The following is a 24,447-nucleotide window of genomic DNA, read 5'->3' on the forward strand; positions in this document are numbered from 1 at the left end:
AGGGAACTTGGCATGTGGTTTGCTCTAAGTTTGCAAAGGTTGAGTTTGGTCCCAAGGCGGACCGGCCCAATGGCGGGCATCCAACCGGTTTACGAATTCAGGTCAACGCAGGCCGACCAGGACAAAGGCGTCCATTCCCACACGATCTCCGATCGTGGTTGGGAGTGGGCGCTTTTTTTTGCCTGCTGACCAATACAGGTTTTTTGACATTTACCAGAGGTGTTTTTCATGAGTTCAAGCAGTGTGATCAAGAACAGCAGTCGCAGGGGTTTCCTGAAACGGGCGGCGTTGGCTGTCGCTTTGTCCGCCGGTATTGGTTTGGCAAGCGGTACGGCGTCAGCGGAGATAGGCTATCCGGAGAAGGAGGACCTTAAGTTCGGTTTCATTAAATTGACCGATATGGCGCCATTGGCCATCGCCTACGAAAAGGGTTACTTCGAGGATGAGGGGCTGTATGTAACCCTGGAAGCCCAGGCCAACTGGAAGGTGCTGCTCGATGGGGTTATCGATGGGCAACTGGATGGTGCCCATATGCTTGCCGGCCAGCCGTTGGCTGCAACCATCGGTTTCGGCACCAAGGCCCATATCGTCACCCCTTTCAGCATGGATCTGAATGGTAACGGTATTACCGTATCCAACACGGTGTGGGAGCAGATGAAGCCCCATGTGCCGAAACAGGCCGATGGCAAGCCGGTTCATCCGATCAAGGCGGATGCCCTGAAGCCGGTAGTCGATCAATACAAGAAGGATGGCAAACCCTTCAAGATGGGTATGGTCTTTCCGGTATCCACCCACAACTATGAGTTGCGTTACTGGTTGGCTGCCGGGGGAATCAATCCGGGTTACTACGCGCCACACAAAGGTGATATCACCGGTCAGTTGAAGGCCGATGCACTGCTGTCCGTAACACCGCCGCCACAGATGCCGGCCACACTGGAGGCGGGCACCATCTATGGTTACTGCGTGGGTGAACCCTGGAATCAGCAGGCTGTATTCAAGGGAATCGGTGTGCCGGTAATTACCGACTATGAGATCTGGAAGGATAATCCGGAAAAGGTCTTCGGTATGACCAAGGCGTTCACCGAGAAGTATCCGAATACCACCATCCGGGTTGTGAAAGCGTTGATTCGTGCCGGTAAATGGCTCGATGAGAACGATAATGCCAATCGCCCTGAAGCGGTGAAGATTCTCTCCCAGTCCAACTATGTGGGAGCCGATTACGAAGTAATCGCCAACTCCATGACCGGCACCTTCGAGTATGAGAAGGGGGACAAACGTTCGGTTCCGGATTTCAATGTCTTCTTCCGCTACAACGCCACCTATCCCTACTACTCGGATGCGGTCTGGTACCTGACCCAGATGCGTCGCTGGGGACAGATCTCGGAACAGAAACCCAACAGCTGGTACGACAAAGTGGCGAAGAGTGTCTATCGCCCCGACATCTATCAGAAAGCGGCTGAATCCCTGATTGCCGAGGGCAAGTTGAAAGCGGATGAGTTTCCCGATTTCAAAACTGAGACCGGTTATCGCAAACCTCAAACCGAATTCATCGATGAAGTGACATTCGATGGCACCAAGCCAAATGAGTACATCGATAGTTTCAGCATCGGCCTGAAGGGGGATGATCAGGTTTAAACCGGTACAGGGTGCGGCTGAGTCGCGCCCTGATCCGGGTAGAGCTTTCATGGTTGAGCAGGGACGCTCTTTATCGGTTCAGAGAAGCACCGGCCTATCAACAGGAAAATTAAGATGGCAACTTCAATCTCATCAAAGACCTTCAATCTGCCATGGCTCGAGTCAGCGCTCAATCGCCTGGCCAGTGATCAGTTCGGTAAATCCTTCACCCAGTTGATCAAGCAACTGCTGGTACCTCTCATTGCCTTGGTGATATTTCTCGGACTGTGGAGTGTCGGCGCCAAACATGTGCAGACCTCGCTGGGTATTTTGCCCGGTCCGGTTAAAGTCTGGGAGCAGACACAGTCTTTGTACCAGGAGCATAATGCGGAGCGGGCGAAAGCGGATGCCTTCTATGAACGTATGCAGGGACGTATCGACAAGGCAGTGGCCGCAGGCCAGCCGGAAGAGCGCATCGAACGGATGCGGTCCAGAAAATATACCGGCAAAGAGACCTTTTTCGATCAGATTCTGACCAGCCTGCTGACTGTGATGGCGGGCTTTGTGGTTGCCTCATTGATTGCCATTCCGATCGGTATCGTGTGTGGCATGAGTGCAACCCTCTACACCGCGATCAATCCATTGATCCAGATCTTCAAACCGGTGTCGCCACTCGCCTGGTTGCCACTGGTGACGATGGTGGTTTCGGCGCTCTATGTGACCGATGATCCACTCTTCTCCAAATCGTTTCTCAACTCGGCGATTACCGTCACGCTCTGTTGTCTCTGGCCCACCATCATCAACACCACGGTGGGTGTCTCCGGTGTCGATAAGGATCTGATCAATGTCAGCCGGGTATTGCGACTCAACGCCTTCACCAAGACTGTGAAGATCGTATTACCTTCAGCGATTCCGATGATTTTTACCGGTCTGCGACTGTCACTGGGTATCGGCTGGATGGTGCTGATCGCCGCCGAGATGCTGGCGCAGAATCCCGGCCTGGGCAAATTTGTCTGGGACGAGTTTCAAAACGGCAGCTCCGACTCCCTGGCGAGGATCATGGTGGCGGTACTGGTGATCGGATTTATCGGTTTTCTGCTCGATCGCGGCATGTTGATGCTGCAGCGGAGCTTCAGCTGGGACAAGAACGCGGTACTGCGCTAACAGCGTAAGCGTGTAACGAATTGATTGGATAAACAGTATGAACAACTATCTGAATATCGACCATGTCAGTATCACCTTTCCGACCGATAACGGTCCGTTGAATGTGTTGAACGATGTGGACCTGAAAGTCTCCCAGGGGGAGTTCATCTCTCTCATCGGTCACTCGGGCTGCGGTAAGTCCACGGTGCTGAATATTGTGGCCGGACTGCTCAACGCCACCGAGGGTGGGGTGATACTCGAAGAGAAGGAGGTCACTGAACCCGGGCCGGATCGGGCGGTGGTGTTTCAGAACCATTCGCTGCTGCCCTGGCTGACCGTCTATGACAATGTGCGTCTGGCGGTGGATCAGGTCTTCAAAAAGAGTAAATCGAAAGAGGAGCGTCATCGCTGGACCCTGCACAATCTGGAACTGGTGCATATGTCCCATGCTCTCGATCGCAAGCCGGATGAGATATCGGGCGGCATGAAACAGCGTGTCGGCATTGCCCGCGCCCTGGCCATGGAACCCAAAGTACTGTTGATGGATGAACCCTTCGGTGCGCTCGACTCATTGACCCGTACCCATATGCAGGACTCCCTGATGGAGATCCAGGCGCGGCTCAACAATACGGTGATCATGATCACCCACGATGTGGATGAAGCGGTACTGCTCTCCGATCGGATCATCATGATGACCAATGGGCCTTCCGCCACCATCGGCGAGATTCTCAATGTCGATCTGCCCAAGCCGCGCAACCGCCTGGCCCTGGCGGAGAACCCGGTCTACAACCACTACCGGGCGGAAGTGGTGCGCTTCCTTCACGAACGTCATCAGCAGCCGGAAGAGGAGAAAGCACAGCCGAAGACTGAGGCTGAAAGTGATACCGTGGTCGATCTTTCGGCCTGGTTGAAATCGAGTCAATCGGCCAGTGGTAAAACCCTGGAAAAGGATCAGCTCACTCTGGGCTTTATCCCGCTTACCGACTGTGCCCCTCTGGTGGTGGCGAAAGAGAAAGGTTTCTTTCATCAACAGGGATTGAACGTGGAACTGTCACGGGAGAACTCCTGGGCCAACATCCGCGACAAGGTGGGTATCGGCATGCTCGATGGGGCGCAGATGCTGGCGGCGATGCCACTCGCCAGCGCCCTGGGTGTGAGCGGTTCGGTGCCGATGATCACCGCCATGAGTCTCGACCTCAATGGGAACGGCATCACCGTATCCAAGGATATCTATCAGCGCATGGTGGCCACCGGTGAAACCGAACTCGACAGCCTGGCCGGCAGTGGCCGGGCACTCAAACAGGTGATCGAGGAGAACCGGGCTGCCGGTGGCAAGCCGCTGATGTTCGCCACGGTGTTTCCCTACTCATCCCACAACTATCTGTTGCGTTACTGGTTGGCCGCCTCCGGTATCGATCCGGACAACGACATCCAGCTGACGGTGGTGCCGCCACCACAGATGGTCAACTATCTGCAGGCCGGGGTGATCTCGGGTTTCTGTGTCGGCGAACCCTGGAACACCCTGGCGGTCTGCAACGGCCTGGGTCATACTCTGGCGGCCAGTTACGATATCTGGAACAACCATCCGGAGAAGGTGTTTGGTGTGGCCAGCAGTTGGGCGGCCGCCAATCCGAATACCCATCAGGCGGTGATTACCGCATTGATCAAGGCCTGTGAGTGGATCGATCAGCCGCAAAACCGCAAAGAGGTTTGTGAACTGCTGAGTCAGGGACGCTATGTCAATGCACCTCAGGAGATACTGGAGAAGTCGATGCTCGGCACCTTTCAGTTCTCCCGTGACGAGGCAGCCGTGGAGCGGGCCGACTTCAATGTCTTCAACCGTTACAGCGCCAATTTTCCCTGGCGTTCCCATGCGCTCTGGTTTTTGACCCAGATGGTTCGTTGGGGACAGTTACGGGATCCGTTCGACCTGCAACGTATCGCCAAGCTGGTCTATCAGCCTGAGATCTACCGCAAGGCCGCCGCTTCCCTCTCCATTGATCTGCCACAGAGTGACAGCAAGCCGGAAGGGGTCCATGGGGAAGCCTGGCAGCTTGCCGGTGAGCAGCAGAACCTGACGATGGGTTCGGATCTGTTTTTCGACGGCAAAGCCTTCGATCCGGAGCAACCCATCGACTATCTGACCGGGCAACCGGTGAGTAATCTGGGTTGCTCTCTTGAAGCTCTGCAGCAAGCCAATCCATCCAAGCGATCCCTATCACCGGATACCGAGCCTTTGACCGAAGAGGCAAGCCAATGAAAAAACAGAAACTGATCCTGATCGGCAACGGCATGGCCGGGGTTCGCACCCTGGAAGAGCTGCTCAAACTGGAACCCGAGTTATACGACATTACCGTGTTCGGCGCTGAGCCCCATCCCAACTACAACCGTATCATGCTCTCCCCGGTATTGGCCGGTGAAAAGCAGGTGGATGAGATCGTGCTCAACAGTCGTGAGTGGTATGCGGAAAACGGTATTACCCTGCATACCGGCGATCCGGTGACAGCCATCGATCGTCAGGCCAGGCAGATCACCACGGCATCGGGAATGCAAGCCTCATACGATCGGCTGTTACTCGCTACCGGTTCCAATCCCTTCATGATTCCCATACCCGGACACGATCTGCCCGGGGTGGTGGGATTCCGTGACATACAGGATGTTGAGACCATGCTGGACTCTGCCCGCCAATACAAAAAGGCGGTGGTGATCGGCGGCGGGCTGCTGGGTCTGGAGGCGGCCAACGGGCTCAAAAAGAACGGTATGGATGTGACGGTGGTTCATCTGATGGATATTCTCATGGAGCGTCAACTGGACAAACCCGCCGCCGGTCTGTTGAAGGCCTCACTGGAAGAGAGCGGACTGAAATTTCTGATGGAGGCGCAGACCGAGGCGATCCTTGGTGATCAGCGGGTCACCGGGTTGCGCTTCAAGGACGGCAGTGAGCTCGACACCGACCTGGTGGTGATGGCGGTGGGTATCCGCCCCAACATGGCCCTGGCCGATGCGGCGGGGCTCCACTGCGAGCGGGGCATCGTGGTCAACGATACCCTGCAGACCTTCGACCCCCGCATCTATGCGGTGGGTGAGTGTGTGCAGCACAGAAACAACACCTATGGCCTGGTGGCGCCCCTGTTCGAACAGGCCAAGGTCTGCGCCAACCATCTGGCCCAGCTTGGCTACGGCCGTTATCAGGGATCGGTCACCTCCACCAAACTGAAGGTGACAGGTATCGATCTCTTCTCCGCCGGTGAATTCAATGAGACCGAGGGGGATGAAACCCTGGTGCTGCAGGATCCCGCGCAGGGAGTCTACAAGAAACTGGTGATTCGGGATAACCGCATCAAAGGCGCCGTGATGTATGGCGACACCATGGATGGCAGCTGGTATTTCCAGCTGTTGCGGGAAGCCACGGACATCTCCAGTTTCCGCAACACCATACTGTTCGGTCAGCACGATCTGGGCGATGCAGGACACGGGGAGGAGACCCGGGTCGGCATGCTCTCCGATGAGGCTGAGATCTGTGGCTGCAACGGGGTTTGTAAAGGGGATATCGTCAACGCCATTACCACGCAGGGGCTGTTCACTTTGGATGAGGTGAGAGCCCACACCAAGGCCTCTGCCTCCTGCGGCTCCTGCACCGGCATGGTGGAAGCGCTGCTGGCTTCCACAGTCGGCGAGGGGTATGCGGCCACACCGAGCAAGAAGGCGGTCTGTGGTTGCACCAGTTACAGCCATGATGAAGTGCGCAAGGCGATCAGCGAACTTGAGTTGAAATCGATGCCTGAGCTGTTCGACAGACTCGACTGGGGGACGCCGGACGGTTGCCCCGGTTGCCGGCCTGCCCTCAACTTCTATCTGCTGGCCGCCTGGCCGGCCGAGTATCAGGACGATGCCCAATCCCGCTTCATCAATGAGCGGGCCCACGGCAATATCCAGAAGGATGGCAGCTACTCTGTGGTGCCACGTATGTTCGGTGGTCTCTGCAGCGCCGATGATCTGCGTGCCATCGCGGATGTGGCGGACAAATTCGAGGTGCCTGAGATCAAGGTCACCGGTGGTCAGCGGATCGACCTGTTCGGTGTGAAGAAGGATCAGCTGCCAGCGGTCTGGAAGGATCTCTCCGAGGCCGGTTTTGTCTCAGGTCACGCCTATGGCAAGGCTCTGCGTACGGTAAAAACCTGTGTCGGTAAAAACTGGTGCCGGTTCGGCACTCAGGACTCCACCGGACTGGGGGTGAAGCTGGAAGAGCTTACCTGGGGCTCGTGGATGCCCCATAAGTTCAAGCTGGCGGTCTCCGGCTGCCCACGCAACTGTGCCGAAGCGACCATCAAGGATCTGGGTGTGGTCTGTGTCGATTCCGGGTATGAGCTGCACATCGGCGGCAATGGGGGAATCAAGGTGCGGGTCACCGATCTGCTCTGCAAGGTAGAGAGCGAAGCGGAGGTGTTGGAGTACACTGGTGCCTTCATCCAGTGCTACCGGGAGGAGGCCCACTATCTGGAGCGTACCGCGCCCTGGGTGGAGCGGGTCAGTTTGAATTATGTGAAGCAGCGTGTCGTGGAAGATGAGGTGGGCAGAAAGGCCCTCTATGATCGTTTCAAGCTGAGTCAGAAGTTCGCCCAGGTCGATCCCTGGAAGGCGCGAGCCGAGGGTGCTGAGACCCATGAATTCACACCATTGAGCATCGACCGTATGAGGGCCGCATCATGAGCGACTGGATTCCCGTGACCAAACTAGAAGAGATTCCCAGGCTGGGTGCCCGCAAACTGCAGGCGGGGGATCTGGATATCGCCCTGTTCCGTACCGGCAGCGATGCGGTCTTCGCCCTGCGGGATCGCTGTCCCCATCGGGGAGGCCCCTTGTCACAAGGCATTGTTCATGGAGAGGCGGTGACCTGCCCGTTGCACAATTGGAAGATCGATCTGCAGAGTGGAGAAGTGCAGGGACCGGATCAGGGGTGTGTCAGCAGCTTCGGCGTGAGAATCGAAGACGGGGTGGTCTATCTCGATATCGCCTCCCTGGAGTCCGCCGCTTAAGCGGCTATTTACCCTTTGAATTGACTGGTGTTCTAAATGATCCGGCGACGACAGAATATTGATCACACAGTGCTATCGATGAAGCGGATCCCTGCCCATGTCTGAGACGATCAACACCACCTGTCCCTATTGCGGGGTTGGTTGCGGCCTGCTGGTCGAGCAGGACGGGGATGGGGGATGGCTGATACAGGGAGATCCCGATCACCCCTCCAATCAGGGGCGGCTCTGCTCCAAGGGTACCGCACTCAACGAAACCCTGGATCTGGATGGTCGTCTTCTGTCACCGCTGGTTGACGGGATTCAGGTGGATTGGGATCAGGCGATCGAACGGGTTGCCAAACGCTTTCGTCAGGTGATCGATGAGCATGGCCCGGATGCGGTGGCCTTCTATGTCTCCGGCCAGCTGTTGACCGAAGACTACTATGTGGCGAACAAGCTGATGAAGGGCTTCATCGGCTCGGGTAATATCGATACCAACTCCCGGCTCTGTATGTCCTCATCCGTGGCCGGTCACAAACGGGCCTTTGGTTCAGACACGGTGCCGGGCTGTTATGAGGATTTCGAGCAGGCTGAACTGATTGTTCTGACCGGTTCGAACACCGCCTGGTGTCATCCGGTGCTCTATCGGCGCATCGTCAAGGCGAAGGAGAACAATCCGGCGCTGAAGGTGGTGGTGATCGATCCCCGTGAGACTGCCAGCTGTGAGATCGCCGATCTGCACCTGCCCCTCAAGCCGGGCAGCGACAGTCTGCTGTTCAATGGTCTGCTCAGCTTTCTCGATAGTCACGATGCCAAAGACCATGACTTTGTCGCCGCTCATACCGAAGGTCTGGAAGAGGCGCTGAAGCTTGCCCGCTGGTATGCCCCCACAGCGAGGGCAGCTGCAGAACAGTGTGGGTTGCCGCTGGATGATCTGTTGACCCTGTTCCACTGGTTTCTGCAAAAACAGCGGGTGGTGACCCTCTACTCCCAGGGGATCAATCAGACCTCCAGCGGTACCGACAAGGTCAACAGCATCATCAACTGCCACCTCTACACCGGTCGGATCGGTCAGCCGGGGATGGGGCCCTTCTCCATTACCGGGCAGCCCAACGCCATGGGAGGTCGGGAAGTGGGTGCATTGAGTAATCAGCTGGCCTGCCACATGGATATCGAAAACCGGGATCACCGCTCACTGCTGGGGCGTTTCTGGCAGAGCGATTCAGTGACTGAAAAACCGGGCCTCAAGGCGGTGGATCTCTATCGGGCTGTGGAGTCGGGTGAGATCAAGGCGCTCTGGGTGATGGCCACCAATCCGGCCGTCAGTATGCCGGATGCCAATCAGGTCAGACGGGCACTCGAAAAGTGTGAGTTTCTGGTGGTCTCGGACTGTATGGCTGAAACCGATACCGCCCGCTATGCGGATGTGCTGCTACCGGCACAGGGGTGGGGGGAGAAGTCTGGAACAGTAACCAGTTCCGAACGCACCATCAGTCGTCAGCACGGATTTCTGAGATCGGCGGGAGAGGCCAAGCCCGACTGGTGGATTCTCAGCCAGGTAGCGCAACGGATGGGTTACCAAGGTTTTGACTATGGTGCTGTAGCGCAGATCTTCAGCGAGTATGCCGAACTCTCCGGTTTCGAGAATGGAGGCCGGCGTGATTTCGATATTTCTGCCTTGGCCGGGCTCGATGCCGAATCCTATGATCGGTTTAAGCCAATCCAGTGGCCGGTGGTGAATGGCCAGGCCAAGGGGACACCCAGGCTGTTCAGCGATGGCCGGTTTTATACTCCGTCCGGAAGGGCGCAGTTTGTTGCTGTGACACCAAAACCGCCGGGCAACACTCCGTCAGAGACCTATCCCCTGGCGCTCAATACGGGACGGGTCAGGGATCAGTGGCATACCATGACCCGAACCGGTAAATCCCCCCGTCTCTCCGGACACGATAATGAACCCTTTGCCGAGATCCATCCGCAGGATGCTGACGTCAGTCACGTGGTCGAGGGTGGGCTGGTGAGGGTCAGCAGTCGTTGGGGGGATGTAGTGGTTCGTGCCCGCCTCAGTGAGCGTCAGCAGCTGGGGCAGATCTTCGTACCGATGCACTGGAACGATCAGTTTGCCAGTAATGCCACGGTCGATTGTCTGGTCAATCCGGCACTCGACCCGATCTCCGGACAGCCGGAGTTCAAACATACACCGGTGGCGATCGAAGCCTACAAACCCACCTGGTACGGTTTTCTGCTGACCCGTGAAAAGGTCATGCTGGAAGATGCAACCTACTGGGCCAAGGCCAAACGGGATGGTCTATGGCACTTCGAGCTGGCCGGGGAGAGCGCTGCCGAGGATTGGTCCGCATTGGCCCGTAACCTACTCAGCTCGGCCAGTGATACCAGTCAATGGGCCGAGATGATGGACAGTGCCGGTGGCCAATACCGGGGTGTCAGTGTCAATGATGGTCAGCTGCAGAGCTGCCTTTTCATCGGCCCGGACCACGATCTGCCGAAACGGGACTGGCTGGTGCAGCTGTTTGCGAAAAAGCACCTTTCACGCCAGGAGCGATTGCGACTGCTTGCCGGTGCACCGATGAATGCCCAGGAGGATGCGGGTAAGACAGTCTGTGCCTGCTTCGGGGTGGGCTTGAACACCTTGGTCAGCGCAATCGAAGATCAGGGGCTTCAGAGTGCCCAGGCGATCGGTGAAAAACTCAAGGCGGGCACCAACTGTGGTTCCTGCCTGTCGGAGATCAATCGTCTGATCAAAGAGAGACAGGCTCAAACGGCCTAAACAGATTTGGTTTATTTTTGAAAGGTAAAGGAGAAAGTCATGACACCTGAACAGATCACTCACGTGAAATCGAGTTGGTCAAAAGTGGAGCCGATTGCCGATCAGGCAGCGGCGCTCTTTTATGGTCGCTTGTTTGAGGTTTACCCCGAAGTCAAACCCTACTTCAAAGGTGATATGGAGGCTCAGGGCAAGAAGCTGATGAGCATGATCGGAACGGCTGTCGGCAGTCTCGATAATCTGGAGCCGCTGCTACCGGTGATCCGTGAATCGGGTAAACGGCATGCTGAGTATGGTGTGCAGGCGGTGGATTACGACAAAGTGGCCGATGCCTTGCTCTGGACATTGGGAGAGGGGTTGGGTGATGCCTTTACCGATGAGGTCAAAGAGGCCTGGGTTGTTACCTATACGGCTCTGGCCGGGGTGATGAAGGAGGGTGCTGAAGAGACGGCCTAGAAACCAATGTGTAAGGGTTTTGGCACCAGGTTGATGTCAGACAATGTTGATCGATAGTTTGTCAAATTCTACATGCAATAGTCATGATAGATATAACCTCACATCAAATTCATCCCGTGATCCCGGCGAATGCCGGGATGGCTGTGAACTAAAAGATCAGTGTGTTGCTCATTCTCTATGGCTTGGATTCAAACTCATTAAGTCTTCTCAAACCCGGTAAAGCCCATATCTCAATAGCTGACAACTCAGTTTCAAATAGACCGCAACGGTTTTGATCTGAATCAGCATGAAAGGTGTGAGAAGTACAAAATAGGCAGTGGAAAAGGTGCGATCAGATCGTTCTTCATCATTCCAAAGGCAATGATGATGGTTGGAAAAAGCACGCAATCATCAGCTTGCCACATAAAGGGAGAGAGTAACTCCCCTCTCCCCTTGCGGGAGAGGGGCCGGGGGAGAGGGGGAGTATTTATCAGCACTCTCACATATCTAAATAAATTCGTATGGGTTGATATCGGGTTATCGGGACAACAGTGAAAGGTTATGCCTCTGTCCGGGTTCAATCCAATCCCAGCCACAAATTCAATCTGCGATTATTAGCGGGCTAATACAAAAACACCCTGCTAAATAGCAGGGCGTCAAAGGACTCAAAAGAAAAATGAGTTACGATCAGTCGACAGGCGTCAAAGTAAGCGCCTCGTACGGATCCGGATCGTTCTGGTAGGCATTGCGATAATTGACCTTGGTGGTCCAGGGCAGTTGCTGGAAGTTACGCCATCCATCCTTGTCCGGATTCATGTCATTTCTCTCCACGTAGACATCGGCGGTGTCACTGTCCATTTCACCATTGTTGTTCAGATCGAGCGCGACCGGTGAGCCATCCGTGTCCAGCAGGATGGTGCCACCATCATAGGCATATTTATATTGGCCGACAAAACCTTCCCAGATATTTCTTACATTGGTAAAAGCAGGGCCATCGATACCATATTCAGAAGGATTGGCCAGTACATTACCTGCGCCGACACTACGCGATCCGGTTCTGCAGAGTGTCATGATCAGGCGGTCTGTATCCCCGTTGGCCAGCTCATAGACTTCCCAGTAGAAGTTCTCTTCCGTCTGTGTATCACAACCTGTACAGACCCGGGGGTAGGGGATGTTGTAACTGCGTTTCGGATGGCCTGCGGCGAACTCTTCCATGGTACGGACATCGACCAGCAGGGCACGACCGCCATGACTCCGGTGGCTGCCGTAATAGTGTCCTCGGGACTTGAGTGCCTGGTAGGCCTCGGCGGCACTGATTTCGGAATGGTAGAGGCGATCTTTAAAGTAGCGGTTGCCATCAGCCAGGATGTCAGTGGATAAGGGAACGGATAAAAAGGCGCTGATCAATGCAATAGTCTTGATAAGTTTCATTGCTCTCTCCTTGCAATTATGTCGACAGCTGACTTTGGGTGGATGCGGGCTTGTGTTATTGAACTCACGAACCAGGGGGGAGGGTCACTGTCTCTTACTGATTATCTAATTGTTTGTTTTTTTAACTATCTATAGCTAGGGCCTAATGGATTCGTGTTAACAGACCCTAATACAAACGGAGCCAATCTTATAGTAGGGGTGGTTCGATAAAAATGAACAAAGTCTCATTTCTTGTTTACAGACTCATCTGTTGAAAGGAAATGCGTTTGCAATAGGTAGTGATAGTTCAGTTATTGATCAAAAAGAAAAATTGAACGGTGCAATGTATTTGTTGGATATCACGATTAAAAACAATCGTCGGTCAGTTAACGGTAATAAGATTCGAAGTAAGAGAGTTTGGGCAGGTTCTGCTGCGTCTTGTCATCCAGTCTGCCGTAGTAGAGATCGAATAGACCTTTCGGCTGATAGTCACCGCTGATCACCTGTTTGATTCGTGCAACCCTTGTCTGATTCCGTTCCGGGTGTTTTTCAATGTTGAATGTTTCCGGTGCGATGATCATTGCCAGCAGAGCCAGATACTGATCCTCGCTGATCTCTTCGAAAGGTCGATTGAAATAGTAGTTGGCGGCCTGTTCAAAACCCCTGGCATTCGGCCCCAGGTAGACTGTATTGATGAAACGTCTGAGTTGCATCTCCTTTGGCATCAAGGGGTCGAGAACAAAACGGGCTATGAGGGTCTGTTTGATTTTTCCAATACCCGGTGTGAATCGATCGAAGTAGATCTTTTTGACCAGGCCCTGGGTAATGGTCGTGATGCCAGCGCCTGGGGTCGATAGATCGATACCGGTGTGGTGATAGAAGTCCGGGTCTTCTATTTTAAGCAGGGCGTCATGTTGACTCACACTAAGGGATGAGGTCGTCAGGGGGTAGGATGTCTTATTCTCCATCGGTATGACACTGTCAACGGTGTAGTGATAAGCGGCATATAACTCCCATCCATAGTATCCGATGAGCGCAATGATTGAGATGCTAACCGCGATCAACAGTCTGTTTAAGATTTTCGGTAATTTCATAAGTGTCCATTTGTTCAGCACGCTCCAGTCCTGAGCGTGGAAATCATATCCGAATCGCAGCTCCGCTATTGATCAGGCGCGGAGTGATTACTCTCTGTCAACCAATGGTCCCAGGCTGCGTTATATGGAGAGTGATGTTACATAAACAGGGTCTCCATTTGAAACCGCAGAAATTGCTATTTACCACAGTTACCGGTGTATCATGGCCACTGCTTTGCTTGAGAAATATAAGCCGCAGTGGAATCCTCAGGTGCAGTTGATGGTAAAACAACCGCTTGATTCCATTGCTGTTATGCAGGAGTTTGCTTTGCAAGGGGATGGGCTGGACAGCAACCAGGCGCTGAATCGCTTTCTCGCAGGAGTCGAGCGGCGGGCACTGCGTATGGCGACTGTTTCGGTCGGCAATGTGGACGATGCCCTGGATCTGGTTCAGGATGCGATGATGAAGCTGGCGAGCCGATATGCACAACGCCCCGAAGATCAGTGGGGACCGTTGTTTCAGCGTATTTTGCAGAACGCTATCACTGACTGGCACCGCCGCTCCTGGGTGAAGAACCGTTGGCGTCGCTTTATCGGTGGTGGGGAGGGTCAATCCGATGCAGCGGATCCACTGCAGGACTACCCGGACAGTCGGCAGACGGAATCCGTGGAGAGACTTCAGCAGGAGGATGCGATAGCCAATCTGGAGCAGGCGATCCATGACCTCTCCCTGAGACAGCAGCAGGCATTTATGTTGAGATTGTGGGAAGGTTTGAGTGTGGAGGAGACGGCGCAGGTGATGGGATGCTCCCAGGGGAGCGTGAAGACCCACTACTTCCGAGCCGTATCCGCCCTGAGAGCGAGACTGGAGGACCACTGGCCATGAGATCGGACGACGAGTTCCTCGATAAGGTCAAACAGCAGCTGCAGAGCACAACCGATGAGCTGGACGAGTTGACTCTGGCCAAGCTCGGTGCCGCCCGCAGACGTGCTGTGGAGGCTGCGGATCGAGCTGCGGTTTTCCGCTTTGGCGATGTCTTGAGCCTGAGTCGCGGCGGGTTGCCGATGCTGTTGCTGGCCGGTGTGCTGTTGATCGCTTCCATCGTTCTGCTGAAGCCCGCTTATCCTCCCGTGCAGCAACCACTGCAGCCAATCACCCTGCTGGAGGATATGGAGCTGCTGGGGGCTGCTGAGGAGCTGGAGTTTTACCAGGAGTTGGATTTCTACCTATGGGTGACGGATGAAGAGGATTCAGGCTGAGTGGGGTCTGATGCTGTTTCTGACGACAGGGGCGGTATTGGCCGGTGAGGTTCAATCCGGAGCTGAGGAGGCTCCCAGTATGGAACTGTTGGAGTTTCTGGGTGGATTCGAAACCCCGGAAGGGGCGTGGCTGGATCCACTGCTGCTGGTTGATGACCGGGAAGCTCGGCAAGATGATGTGGAACAGGAATATGATTAGGTTCTGGTTAAAGATAGGCCTGCTGCTGATGGTCTCTCCGTTGATGGCTGAGGATCTCTCCTGGACTGGGATGAGTGAAAGTCAGCAACAGCTGCTTGCACCTCTGGAGGAGCAGTGGGAGCGTCTTCCGCAGGCGCGGCGTCAACGATTGCTCAAAGGGGCGGATCGCTGGTCGCAGATGACGGAGCAGCAGCGGCAACGGGCAAAATCACGTCTTCAGGCGTGGCGTGACCTGGACTCTGATCAGAAACAGCTGGTGCGGGATCGGTTTCAGGAGTTTGTCGCGCTCGAACCGCAACAGCGACAGCAGCTGCTCGATCGCTACCAGCGTTTTCAGAACCTCTCTGTGGAAGAGCGGCAGGCGCTACGCAAAAGATGGCAAAGCATGTCGCCACAACAGCGGCAGCGGGCGCTTAAACGGTCAAAATTACTGCGTCGTCTGACACCACAGCAGAGACAACGGTTGTTGAGGAAGTTGAAACAGTAGTGATGGATCGTTATATCGCATCGACCCTGCTGATCTGTGGCCTCATTGCTGATGCGCAGGGGGCACCGCTGGAGTGGGATTGGCTGGATGAGCTCGGGCCACCTGCCCAATCCAGTCTGACGGTCAATTTCGGTGCTGACGATGCGGATGGCTGGAGTCGTCAGTTCGATCTCAGTCTGGCGGGGCCGCTCTACTCCCGCTTTGATTTTTCCTATGGTGAAAGTTATATCGAATCGGATCAGGCACAACTGGAGACCGACTACTACTCACTGGGTGTTACGACCGATCCTCTGGCAGAAATCGCGGTCTCGGCCGGCTTTGAGGAGTGGGGGGATGATGAGGCGCTGACCATCGAAACCCTGTGGCTCGGTTTCACCATGAACCTGGGTGACTTCTCGGTTACCTTGATGCCTCAGCAGCGGGATATCCGCTTGCAGGTCACCGAATGGTATCGACGTCGTGCGGATCATGTGGATCTTGAGAGTCGGGATATCGGTCTCATGCTGGACTATTATGCGGCAGACGGCTGGCTCTTCCATGGCAGCTATTTCAACTATGACTACTCGAAAAACATCAGCCGTCTGGATGAGGACTACCGGGTCGTCTATATCTTCCCTCTCGATACACTCGATCTGGCCAGTGGCCTGGATGACTACCGTTACTCAATCGGAATCGGCAAGCTGCTCGGTGAGATGAATATCGATCTGGCGTGGAGTCGAGGTCGTTCCGCGGTGGATGGCAACTATGCCAGCCTGACCAGTCTCTCACTGGATATTCCGCTCAACGACCAATTCAGTTTCAATCTGATGGGTGGCATACAGGATGTGGATTATGCCGAGGAGAAGATCCTTTTCTCCAATATCGGCTTGAGCCTCTTCTGGTAACAGACTCTCCTCAGACAACTAACGCAGACTTTCATACAAACACCCTGTCAACCTGACTGCATTGATTGCGTTAATCCCTACAGAGGACGGAATAAATCGTCTGATAAGGATTAATCAATCAAAAAAGAGGAGACTGTAATGAAAGGTTTGTTAGATAACTGGCTGCTGCCGGGTTTGGTCAGTCTGTTGTTGTTGCTGGCAGGTTGTGGCGGTGGTGGTAGTTCCGATACCACCTCTGAAACCAGCACGGACGAGAGCGGTAGGCTGGTGATCGGGGTAACCGATGCTCCGGGGGATTTCAGCAGTTATACCGTGGATGTGGTCTCAATGACCCTGACCAAACAGAGTGGCGCGATCGTCGATACCCTGCCGCTCAACACCCGCATCGATTTTGCCCAATATACGGATATGACCGAGTTCATCACCGCCGCGACGGTTCCGGCAGGACGCTATGTTAAGGCGGAGATGGTGGTGGACTACAGTAATGCCGAGATCTGGGTGGAAGACGAGAGCGGCGAGTTGCTGGAGGTGCCAGCGGCGAACATTCTCAACGAAGCCGGGGAGACGTTGAGCCAGCTAGAGCTGTCGGTGCATATTGAAGGCCGGCAGTCATTGCTGATTGCGCCAGGCATACCCGCTCATCTGACCCTCGATTTCGATCTCAATACTTCAAATCAGGTTGATCTCAGCGGGGCGGAACCGCTGTTGACCGTTCAACCGATTCTGCTGGCGGATGTGGAACTCGATCGCCCCAAGCCCCATCGTCTGCGTGGCCCCTTACTGGATGTGGACAGTGAGAACAGTGAGTTTGAGATCAGTATTCGTCCATTTCGTCACCGCTTCAATCGACAGAACCGTTTCGGCGAGTTGACCGTGCAGGTCTCGGATGAGACCTATTATGAGATCGATGGCGAGACCTACCAGGGAGAGAGTGGACTGGCTGCCCTCGATGACGTTCCGACATTCACGGCGACCCTGGCAGTCGGGGAGTTACAGCGGAACAACAACAGGTTCACCTATCAGGCAACGGAAGTCTATGCCGGCTCCAGTGTGCCAGGTGGAGAGCTGGACGTAGTGAGAGGTAATGTGATCGCCAGGGATGGTGAGCAGTTGACCGTGCGGGGTGCGACGCTGATGAGGTCGGATGGCTCGGTGGTTTTCAGGGATACCATCGACGTGCAGTTGGATGGGGAGACCGTGGTCAAGAAACAGCTGTCGACCGAGGAGCACGATAGCGGTGAAATTTCCGTCGGGCAGCGGGTGCTGGTGTTCGGTAACCTGGATGGGGCCGAGTCGAGCCTGAGCGCGGATCATCTGCGGATGCTGGTGACCGTACTCAGCACTACCCGGGCCAATGATGAGAGCGCTCTGGTGGTCGATCTGCAGAAGATCGATGGCCGGCCGGTTTCGCTTTTCGATTTCAGCGGTACCGGCAGCAGTGCGGCGACCGATGCCGATCCACAAAATTATGAAGTGGATCATGGTGCGTTGGATATCTCGCAGATCGGTGCGGGTGTGCCATTGCGGGTGATTGGCTTTGTAACCCCTTTCGCTACGGCACCGGCGGATTTCACAGCCCAAAGCCTGGTGGACCTGACCGAGGTTGCGGCGGTGTTGACCCTGGGTTACGGCAGCGGCAGCGCCAATGCGTTCAGTGCCATCTCGGCCGAGGGTCTGACCCTCGATCTGACCGATGCGGAGCTCTTTCACCACCTGGGCCGGGCCGGTATCGTGATCGATCTGACTGAACTGGGTGTGGAACCTGTGATCGTCCCCCATGCGGATGGGGAGGGGAGTTTCTGGATCGAGGAGGGAGAATCCCTGCAGCTGCATACCAGTTTCACCAATTTTGCCGAGGATCTGCAGGCTCGAATCGAGGCGGGCAGTCTGGTAAAAGGCGTGCTTGCCAGTGGCGACTATGTGGATCAGAGCGGTGTGCTGACCAGCAGGATGGTCGTCGTTAAACTGCTTTGAGTTTTCGCATCAAATCCTTGATGCCCTCTCCCTCGGGGGAGGGCTGGTGACTAGTCTCAAATCGGTCTATTCCAATTTGTCGATATAGATGGCCATTTCCAGTGCATGCCTTTCACTGGTCGGATCGGTGATTGTTTCGATACGGTCGATTCTGTCGATGTAGGTGGTGGGGAACCGGTGCTCTCTGGCGCCACTCAATACATGGTGTTTATACCAACTGTAAGGTTTCAACAAAGAATCGATGTGGGTGGCGTAGTAGGTGAAGGCGGTTATGCTGTCGTCAGATCCAGTCAACAGGGTAACCTGTTTCTCTTCATAGCCGTTCCCCAGGCCTTCGTGCCGATCAAGCTCCGCTTTTTCAGCTTGAGCAATTTCAAACACAACACCGATCACCTGATGTTGCGGATCACGGGTCTCCAGTGCGTCGCATTTGGCTGAACCGTCCCGGCTTCTTTTATGAAAGCGCAGATCGTGTGATTCTAATGTGGCGGTAAATCTGAATCGTGCCGAAGGCACTCGCTCCTTGAGGCGCCTGGAAGACATATTCGAACCATAAGCGAAATAGAGCATTTGGTCGTTCACACAGTCTGAGGTTCACGCTTCATAGGTTAGCAGATCCATCTCCGCCGCTTCCTGACGAAGTGGAATCAGTGCTTGATACTGAGGAGAGGTGTACCAGTCGTCCAGGGCCTGCATATCGGGAAACTCGATGACAACCGTGTCACTATGCTGATGGCTGCCGGATAGAACCGCCGACAATCTGCCGCGGAAGACCAGAGAGCCCTGCCAGGGCTCAAGGGTAGCAGGTACCTTGTTACGATACTCCTGCCACTTATCGTTCTCTTTCACCGTGATATGTCCAATGAGGTAAGCATTTGCCATAGGTATATCCTTTTTACTTGGTCCGGTTTTTATTGTTGGTTGTTTGAGCGGCGGGTGGTTATCGAGGTTCCAATGGATCCTACAACAACCACCTTTTTCTTATGAGATTATCTGAATAACAGGCAAGTTGTAAGCCGTCACTTTATGTTGGAAAGCGATATACTGGATTGTTGTGGTAACAAGCCCTAGCCTATCGGGATGTGTAGCATGAAAAGAGATAACCATTAAGAAGATGAAGGTTGGAAAAACACGCAATTATCAGTGTGCCAAACAGACAGAGAGAATAGCCCCCCTCTCCCCTTGTGGGAGAGGGGCTTTACCGCATCTCCTTGGCTAATTTTGAGTTAACGGAACAGCAGTGAGTTAAAAAAATAAAGTTGAATCAGCTTCCGTAGACACCTCAGTGTATTGATTGACGGCCCTGATCCGGTTATTAATCCCTGCAGCCATGAGTGTTGAATCATCTTTCTGTGTGAAAGCTGGTTTCCGGATACCACATCGAATCGAGAGATTTTTATGAGTGATCAATCTGCAGCAACTGACTCCAATCGACTGCGTCTGTTGGGTTTCTCCCTGACCGTATTCCTCTCCTCAGCTGCATTGCTGGTGCTTGAGATCCTCGCCGGTCGGTTGCTGGCGCCCCATATCGGGGTGTCGCTCTATACCTGGACATCGATCATCGGAGTGATCCTCGCTGGCCTGTCACTCGGTAACTGGCTGGGTGGGGTTTGGGCGGATCGGGGAGCCGACGGGCGGGTGGCCGGCGTTGCCATGGCGCTGGCGGGCATCTATGCCATCCTCGCGCTGCCGCTGATGGATGGACTGGGCAACTTGCTGGCTGCGCAACAGGTGGGTCTGCTTGGATCGAGTTTCGTCTTTGCCTTCACCCTGTTTGCGCCACCCGCAGTGGCGATCGGTATCGTCACCCCCTTGCTGACAACCCGGGCCCTCGACCTGGATCCCCGGGCAGGGCATGTGGTTGGCAGGATGCATGCACTGGCGGCCATCGGTAGCATCGTCGGCACCTTCGCTACCGGGTACTGGCTGGTTCAGTCGTTCGGCTCCCGGGCCATTCTGTTCGGTACCGGTGTGGGACTGATCCTGCTCGCAGCACCCTTCCTGCTGCGGCTACGTCCACCCGTACTGGTGGTATTGATCCTGATCACGCTCGCCTCAGGCATTCTCAGCCTCTCTCAACAGGGGCTGCGTGGCTCCTGTGACCGGGAGAGTCAGTACTTCTGCATCCGGGTGGTCGATCGCAGCAGTGACGCCCCCTTTGGCCAGGCCCGCGGGATGGTGCTTGACCATCTGCTCCACGGCATCAACCACGACACCGATCCGAGGATTATCATTGCCCCCTATGTGCATGCCATCGATGAGCTTGTCTATGAGCACTTCGATCAACGTTATGACGCCGGACTTGACTGGTTCTTTCTCGGGGGAGGCAGCTATACCCACCCCCGAGCCGTTCAGGCGTTGAGTCCGGAGTCCTCTGTCACCGTGGCCGAGCTCGATCCGATGGTGACCTTGACCGCGGTGGAGAAGCTCTATCTGGAGCCGGAAGCGATGCGTATCCTACATGAAGATGGACGTCGGGCCCTGACGGCAGAAACCGGTAAGTTCGATGTTATCGTCGGCGATGTCTTTCACGATGTTGCGATTCCCGAGCATATGGTCACGCTGGAGTTTGCTGAAATCGTCCGCCAACGGTTGAGACCTGATGGTATCTATCTCATGAATATCGTCGACGCCTTTCCCGATCCCCGTCTGGTACGTGCCATCACCAAAACCCTGAGTGAGGTGTTCACCCACGTCGATCTATGGATGGAGGGTGTACCCGGCGCCGATCGGGTTACCTTCGTGCTGAGTGCCACAAACAGTGAACGACCGCCGGAGATCGTTCAGGCCCGATTCGGTTTCGAACGAACCTGGTTTCGGGTTACTGAAAAGTTGATGGAGTTGGGAAAACCGTTGGATCAGCTGCCGGTGCTTACCGATGACTATGCCCCGGTAGAAAGATTGATTGCCGGGCTTTTGCTTGGCGAACGGGATTGAGATAAAACCGGAGTTCTCTATGCCACCAATCAATCACTGCGGTTGGTACTGATTTGTAAATGCGTGAATTGTTGAATCATTCCTTGATTGAGAAGATTACAAATCTAATGGCCGCCAATGAACGCAAACACTCGCTCGATATAGAGTGAAAACAACCCGTAATAATCTCAGTGTTAATCCTGACTCCCTATCATCTACAGTCTTAGTAACAGTGCTGATAGAGATGACAGGAGGCTGTCATGACAGGCAAACAAGATGAGACCTACAGTGATGAAGAGATAGAGGCTAGGCTGAAAGAGGCGCTTCCGAATTGGTATCTGGAGAAGGGCTGGATCCGACGTAAATATAAAACCAGTGGCTGGAAAGCTACCCTGATGGTGGTAAATAGGGTAGGACACCTGGCGGAGGCCGCGTTCCATCACCCGGATCTCACCGTCTCCTATGCGTTCGTTATTGTCAAACTGGTGACCCACTCTGCGAAAGGCGTCACCAACAAGGATTTTGAACTGGCAGGCAAAATCGAGGAAGTGGTGATGTGGCAGCCCAGGCTTGCGGAGGGGGCCCTCGAAGGTACCCCCGACGATCCCCGTTTCAAATACATCAAATACAGTTGATCAACTGATTAGTGTAAATTCAATCAGTTTAATTGGAATCAGGCAGCTGATCGCTGGCTTTTGTCACTCCAGAGAATCACAATTCCCGAGATGACGATAAGGCAGCAACCCACAACCACCGGAGTGCTAAGTGGTTCTCCAAAAAGCAGCACGCCCAGAGAGACACCAAACAGCAGTCTTGTATATCTGAATGGGGTTACCGCCGAAACGTCACCAGTGCGCATTGCTTTCATTAATCCTGAATAGGCAATAACCCCGAATAATATGGCCCCCAGTAGATAGAGTGATGTTGAGAAGTCAGGAGTGATAAACGGCGTGTTCTGCCAGGCAGAGAACAGCAAACCGGCAATCACGATCGATACAAAGCCATAAAAGCCCAGTATGGAAATGCCGAGCGTTGACGGAGCGGCCCGACTGGCCAGATCGCGACCAGCGAACCCAAGCATTCCGGCAACCGCGAACAGGGAGAGGATGGAAAAACTCTCAGAGCCTGGGCGGATAATGACAACCACACCCAGCAGGCCAATAAAGATCGCTGTCCACCTCTGCCATCCCACTTTTTCATCAAAGAACAGAGCAGCGCCCAAGACGACGAATATAGGTGCAGCCTGAAGGATAACGGTAGTGGCGGATAACGTGGTGTATGCCAAGGCAAGCACATAAAACAACCGACCCATAATCTCGAATAGGATGCGTGTCAGCATCGGTCTTGAGAAACACGCTTTTGTGAAAATGTTTTGACCACTGAAGCGTGCCATACCCGTAAAAATCAGAGCGCCACCTAAACCAAAAACGATGAGCAACTGTCCGATGGACATTGTCTGAGTGACTATTTTAAGAAAAGTATCCTCAATGGCGAAACATCCCATGGAAATGGTCATCCACAGGCTGCCGGTAAAATTGTTTTGATTTGATGAATTGGATGGCTTGTACATTAATAAGTGGTTTGTTACCGGTTGGTCTTGCTCTGTCTGGTGAGGGGTTGCTGGATATTTGAAAACATCAGTGATTTTGCCATTATGCTGATCTGAGAGAAATTGATTAAGGTCTTTTTTTAGATCATCAAGTATGACTGTTACAGGTCAGAAGCAAGTGTTTCACAGAGTAGGGGAGTAGATAACTTAAGCTAATCCTTTCATATAGGAAGTGTCAAACTTATGTAAAAACCTGGATTGGACTGCCTTGTCAACATCTATAAAACTGATTGAAATAGGGAGGATCGGAAAATAGACATTATCTGTATAGCGGCGTCCACGCTCACCGCCTATTTCCAAAAGTACTGATTCTTTCTCTAGTTCAATTGTTACAACATCATCTTTAATCTCATACCGATAATCAGACAGCGCACGCGGCAGCAGGTTAAAAATCTCATCATGTGTGTAACCCATTTCCCTTTTCAGGTTGAATGGGCTTTTGTAGTCTGAATGATCGTGGATTGTATGATTTGTCATACTTAGGCCGTCAGTTTTGCTTTTCTACGCATCTACTCGATTGGAAAGGGTATGTCATCTGTTTGCATGGCCTGTATAGAGGTCTCAGGCTACCCTTGACTCATTAAACCCTGCATGTCCCTGTTCTTTTCTCACTTTTCATTACTTTATTCAATACACTTCGCCGAGCATCCGCTGCCAAACCCATCGCAATGTTTCGATGTCGGGTCGTTCGGCGGGGATGCGTTCGGGCGGGATCAATGGGCGCATGACTCCTTCCTCTCGTTGACCGACAACAAAGGAGAATATGTAGCGTGGTTCGAATCCCATACGCAAATCGGTGATCTCCAATCGGCTATTGATCTCCCGTACGCGATAGAAGCCCTTGGTGAACCAGCGCAGCCGCATCACGGCGGGTGCATCGCTAACCGGGGAGAGCAGGCTATCGTTGCTTGAATACTGTTCGAATCCAATCTCGGGTAGTGGGTCGAACAGTGAATAGTAGCCCTCCCGATAGCCATTCGGTTCCATCGCGACAATGCGCCAGAGCAACAGATTGAATGGCGTCGGTGTCGCTATCAGCCGATTGTACTCAATGCCCTGACGAGTCAGTTCACTCTCGGCGATGTCACGCACCTGCGCCTGTATGGAGATGGCAATTGCGAGATAGAGCGTGCTCAGGCCAAGTCCAATCCTGTTCGCGCGTCGTCCGGTAGTCAGCTTGCGTTTGCTGAAAGCAGCCCAAAGCACCCCGACCAGTAGCAGTAGCGTATACAGGGGGTCGATAATAAAGATGCTGCCAAGCCCGATCGGCGGTCCGTTGCTTGGCCAGAAGAGTTGTGTGCCGTAGATGGTGATTGCATCGAGCAAGGCGTGGGTCGCGAGTGCGAGCCACACGAGCAGGGACCAGCGTGTGATCGATGCACCGTCTCTCGCATGCAGGCGTGCAAGCCCCGCACCCAGGACCGGCGCGACGATGGTGTGAGTGACAAGGGAGTGGCTGAAGCCACGGTGATTGGTCACAGCGGCAACGTCGTCCGCGTGGGGCAGGAAAACATCGAGATCAGGCATTCCGCCGAATATGGCCCCCCAGATAAGCGCTTTACGGCCGACGCGCGCACCTAGCGCCGCGTGGCCAACGGCCGCACCGAGCAATATCTGAGTGACCGGATCCATACACAATTACTCCT

The 24,447-nt window shown here is 54.3% G+C and carries 21 protein-coding genes and 2 pseudogenes; 16 read left to right on the plus strand and 7 right to left on the minus strand.

Features of this window, described 5'->3' with window-relative positions:
- Positions 1-228 precede the first annotated feature (228 nt).
- The 8 genes and pseudogenes from A3193_RS00865 (at position 229) to A3193_RS00895 (ending at position 11,010) form a co-directional block, all read left to right on the plus strand.
- Positions 229-1,635: an ABC transporter substrate-binding protein gene (locus tag A3193_RS00865; protein WP_069004317.1), complete on the plus strand. Its 1,407-nt coding sequence runs from the start codon at positions 229-231 to the stop codon at positions 1,633-1,635.
- Between the two features lie 114 nt (positions 1,636-1,749).
- The gene (locus A3193_RS00870; RefSeq protein ID WP_083218240.1) at positions 1,750-2,778 is read left to right on the plus strand and encodes an ABC transporter permease; all 1,029 of its coding nucleotides are present in this window, start codon (positions 1,750-1,752) and stop codon (positions 2,776-2,778) included.
- 37 nt (positions 2,779-2,815) lie between these two features.
- Positions 2,816-3,613: pseudogene (locus A3193_RS20985) on the plus strand (ABC transporter ATP-binding protein); the annotation flags it as partial.
- 96 nt (positions 3,614-3,709) lie between these two features.
- Positions 3,710-5,017, plus strand: a pseudogene (locus tag A3193_RS20990) (CmpA/NrtA family ABC transporter substrate-binding protein); the annotation flags it as partial.
- Entirely contained in the window at positions 5,014-7,467 is a 2,454-nt protein-coding gene (nirB, locus tag A3193_RS00880) for a nitrite reductase large subunit NirB (protein WP_069013804.1), read from the plus strand. The pseudogene A3193_RS20990 and the gene nirB, both read left to right, overlap by 4 nt.
- Positions 7,464-7,793 carry a nitrite reductase small subunit NirD gene (gene nirD, locus A3193_RS00885; RefSeq protein ID WP_069004320.1) on the plus strand — a complete coding sequence of 110 codons (330 nt, stop codon included), beginning with the start codon at positions 7,464-7,466 and terminating at the stop codon, positions 7,791-7,793. The genes nirB and nirD overlap by 4 nt, the downstream gene beginning before the upstream one ends.
- A 91-nt stretch (positions 7,794-7,884) precedes the next feature.
- A complete protein-coding gene (locus A3193_RS00890) occupies positions 7,885-10,557 on the plus strand; it encodes a nitrate reductase (protein WP_305782021.1) in 2,673 nt (890 codons plus the stop codon).
- A gap of 39 nt (positions 10,558-10,596) precedes the next feature.
- Positions 10,597-11,010 (plus strand): globin family protein, encoded by a 414-nt coding sequence (locus A3193_RS00895; RefSeq protein WP_069004322.1) that lies wholly within the window; start codon positions 10,597-10,599, stop codon positions 11,008-11,010.
- Between the two features lie 666 nt (positions 11,011-11,676).
- Here A3193_RS00895 and A3193_RS00900 read toward each other — a convergent pair.
- Both A3193_RS00900 and A3193_RS00905 read right to left on the minus strand, forming a co-directional pair.
- Positions 11,677-12,420 (minus strand): rhodanese-like domain-containing protein, encoded by a 744-nt coding sequence (locus tag A3193_RS00900; RefSeq protein WP_069013806.1) that lies wholly within the window; start codon positions 12,418-12,420, stop codon positions 11,677-11,679.
- 365 nt (positions 12,421-12,785) lie between these two features.
- Positions 12,786-13,493 carry a transglycosylase domain-containing protein gene (locus A3193_RS00905; RefSeq protein WP_069013807.1) on the minus strand — a complete coding sequence of 236 codons (708 nt, stop codon included), beginning with the start codon at positions 13,491-13,493 and terminating at the stop codon, positions 12,786-12,788.
- A 259-nt stretch (positions 13,494-13,752) separates the two neighbouring features.
- Here A3193_RS00905 and A3193_RS00910 point away from each other — a divergent pair, with 259 nt between their 5' ends.
- The 6 genes from A3193_RS00910 to A3193_RS00935 all read left to right on the plus strand — a co-directional run bounded on the left by A3193_RS00910 (position 13,753) and on the right by A3193_RS00935 (position 18,276).
- Positions 13,753-14,358 (plus strand): RNA polymerase sigma factor, encoded by a 606-nt coding sequence (locus A3193_RS00910; protein ID WP_235614878.1) that lies wholly within the window; start codon positions 13,753-13,755, stop codon positions 14,356-14,358.
- Entirely contained in the window at positions 14,355-14,732 is a 378-nt protein-coding gene (locus A3193_RS00915; RefSeq protein ID WP_069004326.1) for a hypothetical protein, read from the plus strand. The genes A3193_RS00910 and A3193_RS00915 overlap by 4 nt, the downstream gene beginning before the upstream one ends.
- Positions 14,713-14,931 carry a hypothetical protein gene (locus tag A3193_RS00920; RefSeq protein ID WP_069004327.1) on the plus strand — a complete coding sequence of 73 codons (219 nt, stop codon included), beginning with the start codon at positions 14,713-14,715 and terminating at the stop codon, positions 14,929-14,931. Before A3193_RS00915 ends, A3193_RS00920 begins: the two co-directional genes overlap by 20 nt.
- Positions 14,924-15,418, plus strand: coding sequence for a DUF3106 domain-containing protein (locus A3193_RS00925; RefSeq protein WP_069004328.1), 495 nt, complete (start codon positions 14,924-14,926; stop codon positions 15,416-15,418). The genes A3193_RS00920 and A3193_RS00925 overlap by 8 nt, the downstream gene beginning before the upstream one ends.
- Positions 15,419-15,420: 2 nt before the next feature.
- Positions 15,421-16,302: a hypothetical protein gene (locus A3193_RS00930; RefSeq protein ID WP_069013808.1), complete on the plus strand. Its 882-nt coding sequence runs from the start codon at positions 15,421-15,423 to the stop codon at positions 16,300-16,302.
- A gap of 138 nt (positions 16,303-16,440) precedes the next feature.
- Positions 16,441-18,276 (plus strand): DUF4382 domain-containing protein, encoded by a 1,836-nt coding sequence (locus A3193_RS00935; RefSeq protein WP_069013809.1) that lies wholly within the window; start codon positions 16,441-16,443, stop codon positions 18,274-18,276.
- A gap of 66 nt (positions 18,277-18,342) precedes the next feature.
- Here the strand turns inward: A3193_RS00935 and A3193_RS00940 are convergent, their stop codons facing one another.
- Both A3193_RS00940 and A3193_RS00945 read right to left on the minus strand, forming a co-directional pair.
- Positions 18,343-18,858: a gamma-glutamylcyclotransferase family protein gene (locus A3193_RS00940; RefSeq protein WP_069013810.1), complete on the minus strand. Its 516-nt coding sequence runs from the start codon at positions 18,856-18,858 to the stop codon at positions 18,343-18,345.
- A 12-nt stretch (positions 18,859-18,870) separates the two neighbouring features.
- Positions 18,871-19,158: a DUF1330 domain-containing protein gene (locus A3193_RS00945; protein ID WP_069004332.1), complete on the minus strand. Its 288-nt coding sequence runs from the start codon at positions 19,156-19,158 to the stop codon at positions 18,871-18,873.
- A 516-nt stretch (positions 19,159-19,674) separates the two neighbouring features.
- On the opposite strand from A3193_RS00945, the gene A3193_RS00950 reads away from it, so the two are divergent.
- Both A3193_RS00950 and A3193_RS00955 read left to right on the plus strand, forming a co-directional pair.
- Positions 19,675-21,213, plus strand: coding sequence for a fused MFS/spermidine synthase (locus A3193_RS00950; protein WP_069004333.1), 1,539 nt, complete (start codon positions 19,675-19,677; stop codon positions 21,211-21,213).
- 239 nt (positions 21,214-21,452) lie between these two features.
- On the plus strand, positions 21,453-21,827 hold the full coding sequence (locus tag A3193_RS00955; protein WP_069013811.1) for a 4a-hydroxytetrahydrobiopterin dehydratase: 375 nt from the start codon (positions 21,453-21,455) through the stop codon (positions 21,825-21,827).
- Positions 21,828-21,865: 38 nt separating this feature from the next.
- Here the strand turns inward: A3193_RS00955 and A3193_RS00960 are convergent, their stop codons facing one another.
- The 3 genes from A3193_RS00960 to A3193_RS00970 all read right to left on the minus strand — a co-directional run bounded on the left by A3193_RS00960 (position 21,866) and on the right by A3193_RS00970 (position 24,433).
- On the minus strand, positions 21,866-22,762 hold the full coding sequence (locus tag A3193_RS00960) for a DMT family transporter (RefSeq protein WP_069013812.1): 897 nt from the start codon (positions 22,760-22,762) through the stop codon (positions 21,866-21,868).
- Between the two features lie 186 nt (positions 22,763-22,948).
- A complete protein-coding gene (locus tag A3193_RS00965) occupies positions 22,949-23,278 on the minus strand; it encodes a hypothetical protein (protein WP_141694746.1) in 330 nt (109 codons plus the stop codon).
- Between the two features lie 150 nt (positions 23,279-23,428).
- Positions 23,429-24,433 (minus strand): metal-dependent hydrolase, encoded by a 1,005-nt coding sequence (locus A3193_RS00970; RefSeq protein WP_069013814.1) that lies wholly within the window; start codon positions 24,431-24,433, stop codon positions 23,429-23,431.
- Between the last annotated feature and the right edge of the window lie 14 nt (positions 24,434-24,447).

Origin of the sequence: Candidatus Thiodiazotropha endoloripes (assembly GCF_001708965.1) — a bacterium.
In the GTDB taxonomy this organism is placed as follows: domain Bacteria; phylum Pseudomonadota; class Gammaproteobacteria; order Chromatiales; family Chromatiaceae; genus Thiodiazotropha; species Thiodiazotropha endoloripes.

Excerpts from the sequence above, each read along its gene's own strand:
- A3193_RS00865 (WP_069004317.1), top strand. The coding sequence starts at position 229 with ATGAGTTCAAGCAGTGTGATCAAGAACAGCAGTCGCAGGGGTTTCCTG.
- A3193_RS00870 (WP_083218240.1), top strand. The coding sequence starts at position 1,750 with ATGGCAACTTCAATCTCATCAAAGACCTTCAATCTGCCATGGCTCGAG.
- nirB (WP_069013804.1), top strand. The coding sequence starts at position 5,014 with ATGAAAAAACAGAAACTGATCCTGATCGGCAACGGCATGGCCGGGGTT.
- nirD (WP_069004320.1), top strand. The coding sequence starts at position 7,464 with ATGAGCGACTGGATTCCCGTGACCAAACTAGAAGAGATTCCCAGGCTG.
- A3193_RS00895 (WP_069004322.1), top strand. The coding sequence starts at position 10,597 with ATGACACCTGAACAGATCACTCACGTGAAATCGAGTTGGTCAAAAGTG.
- A3193_RS00900 (WP_069013806.1), bottom strand. The coding sequence starts at position 12,420 with ATGAAACTTATCAAGACTATTGCATTGATCAGCGCCTTTTTATCCGTT.
- A3193_RS00905 (WP_069013807.1), bottom strand. The coding sequence starts at position 13,493 with ATGAAATTACCGAAAATCTTAAACAGACTGTTGATCGCGGTTAGCATC.
- A3193_RS00910 (WP_235614878.1), top strand. The coding sequence starts at position 13,753 with ATGGTAAAACAACCGCTTGATTCCATTGCTGTTATGCAGGAGTTTGCT.
- A3193_RS00915 (WP_069004326.1), top strand. The coding sequence starts at position 14,355 with ATGAGATCGGACGACGAGTTCCTCGATAAGGTCAAACAGCAGCTGCAG.
- A3193_RS00920 (WP_069004327.1), top strand. The coding sequence starts at position 14,713 with ATGAAGAGGATTCAGGCTGAGTGGGGTCTGATGCTGTTTCTGACGACA.
- A3193_RS00925 (WP_069004328.1), top strand. The coding sequence starts at position 14,924 with ATGATTAGGTTCTGGTTAAAGATAGGCCTGCTGCTGATGGTCTCTCCG.
- A3193_RS00930 (WP_069013808.1), top strand. The coding sequence starts at position 15,421 with ATGGATCGTTATATCGCATCGACCCTGCTGATCTGTGGCCTCATTGCT.
- A3193_RS00935 (WP_069013809.1), top strand. The coding sequence starts at position 16,441 with ATGAAAGGTTTGTTAGATAACTGGCTGCTGCCGGGTTTGGTCAGTCTG.
- A3193_RS00945 (WP_069004332.1), bottom strand. The coding sequence starts at position 19,158 with ATGGCAAATGCTTACCTCATTGGACATATCACGGTGAAAGAGAACGAT.
- A3193_RS00950 (WP_069004333.1), top strand. The coding sequence starts at position 19,675 with ATGAGTGATCAATCTGCAGCAACTGACTCCAATCGACTGCGTCTGTTG.
- A3193_RS00955 (WP_069013811.1), top strand. The coding sequence starts at position 21,453 with ATGACAGGCAAACAAGATGAGACCTACAGTGATGAAGAGATAGAGGCT.
- A3193_RS00960 (WP_069013812.1), bottom strand. The coding sequence starts at position 22,762 with ATGTACAAGCCATCCAATTCATCAAATCAAAACAATTTTACCGGCAGC.
- A3193_RS00965 (WP_141694746.1), bottom strand. The coding sequence starts at position 23,278 with ATGACAAATCATACAATCCACGATCATTCAGACTACAAAAGCCCATTC.
- A3193_RS00970 (WP_069013814.1), bottom strand. The coding sequence starts at position 24,433 with ATGGATCCGGTCACTCAGATATTGCTCGGTGCGGCCGTTGGCCACGCG.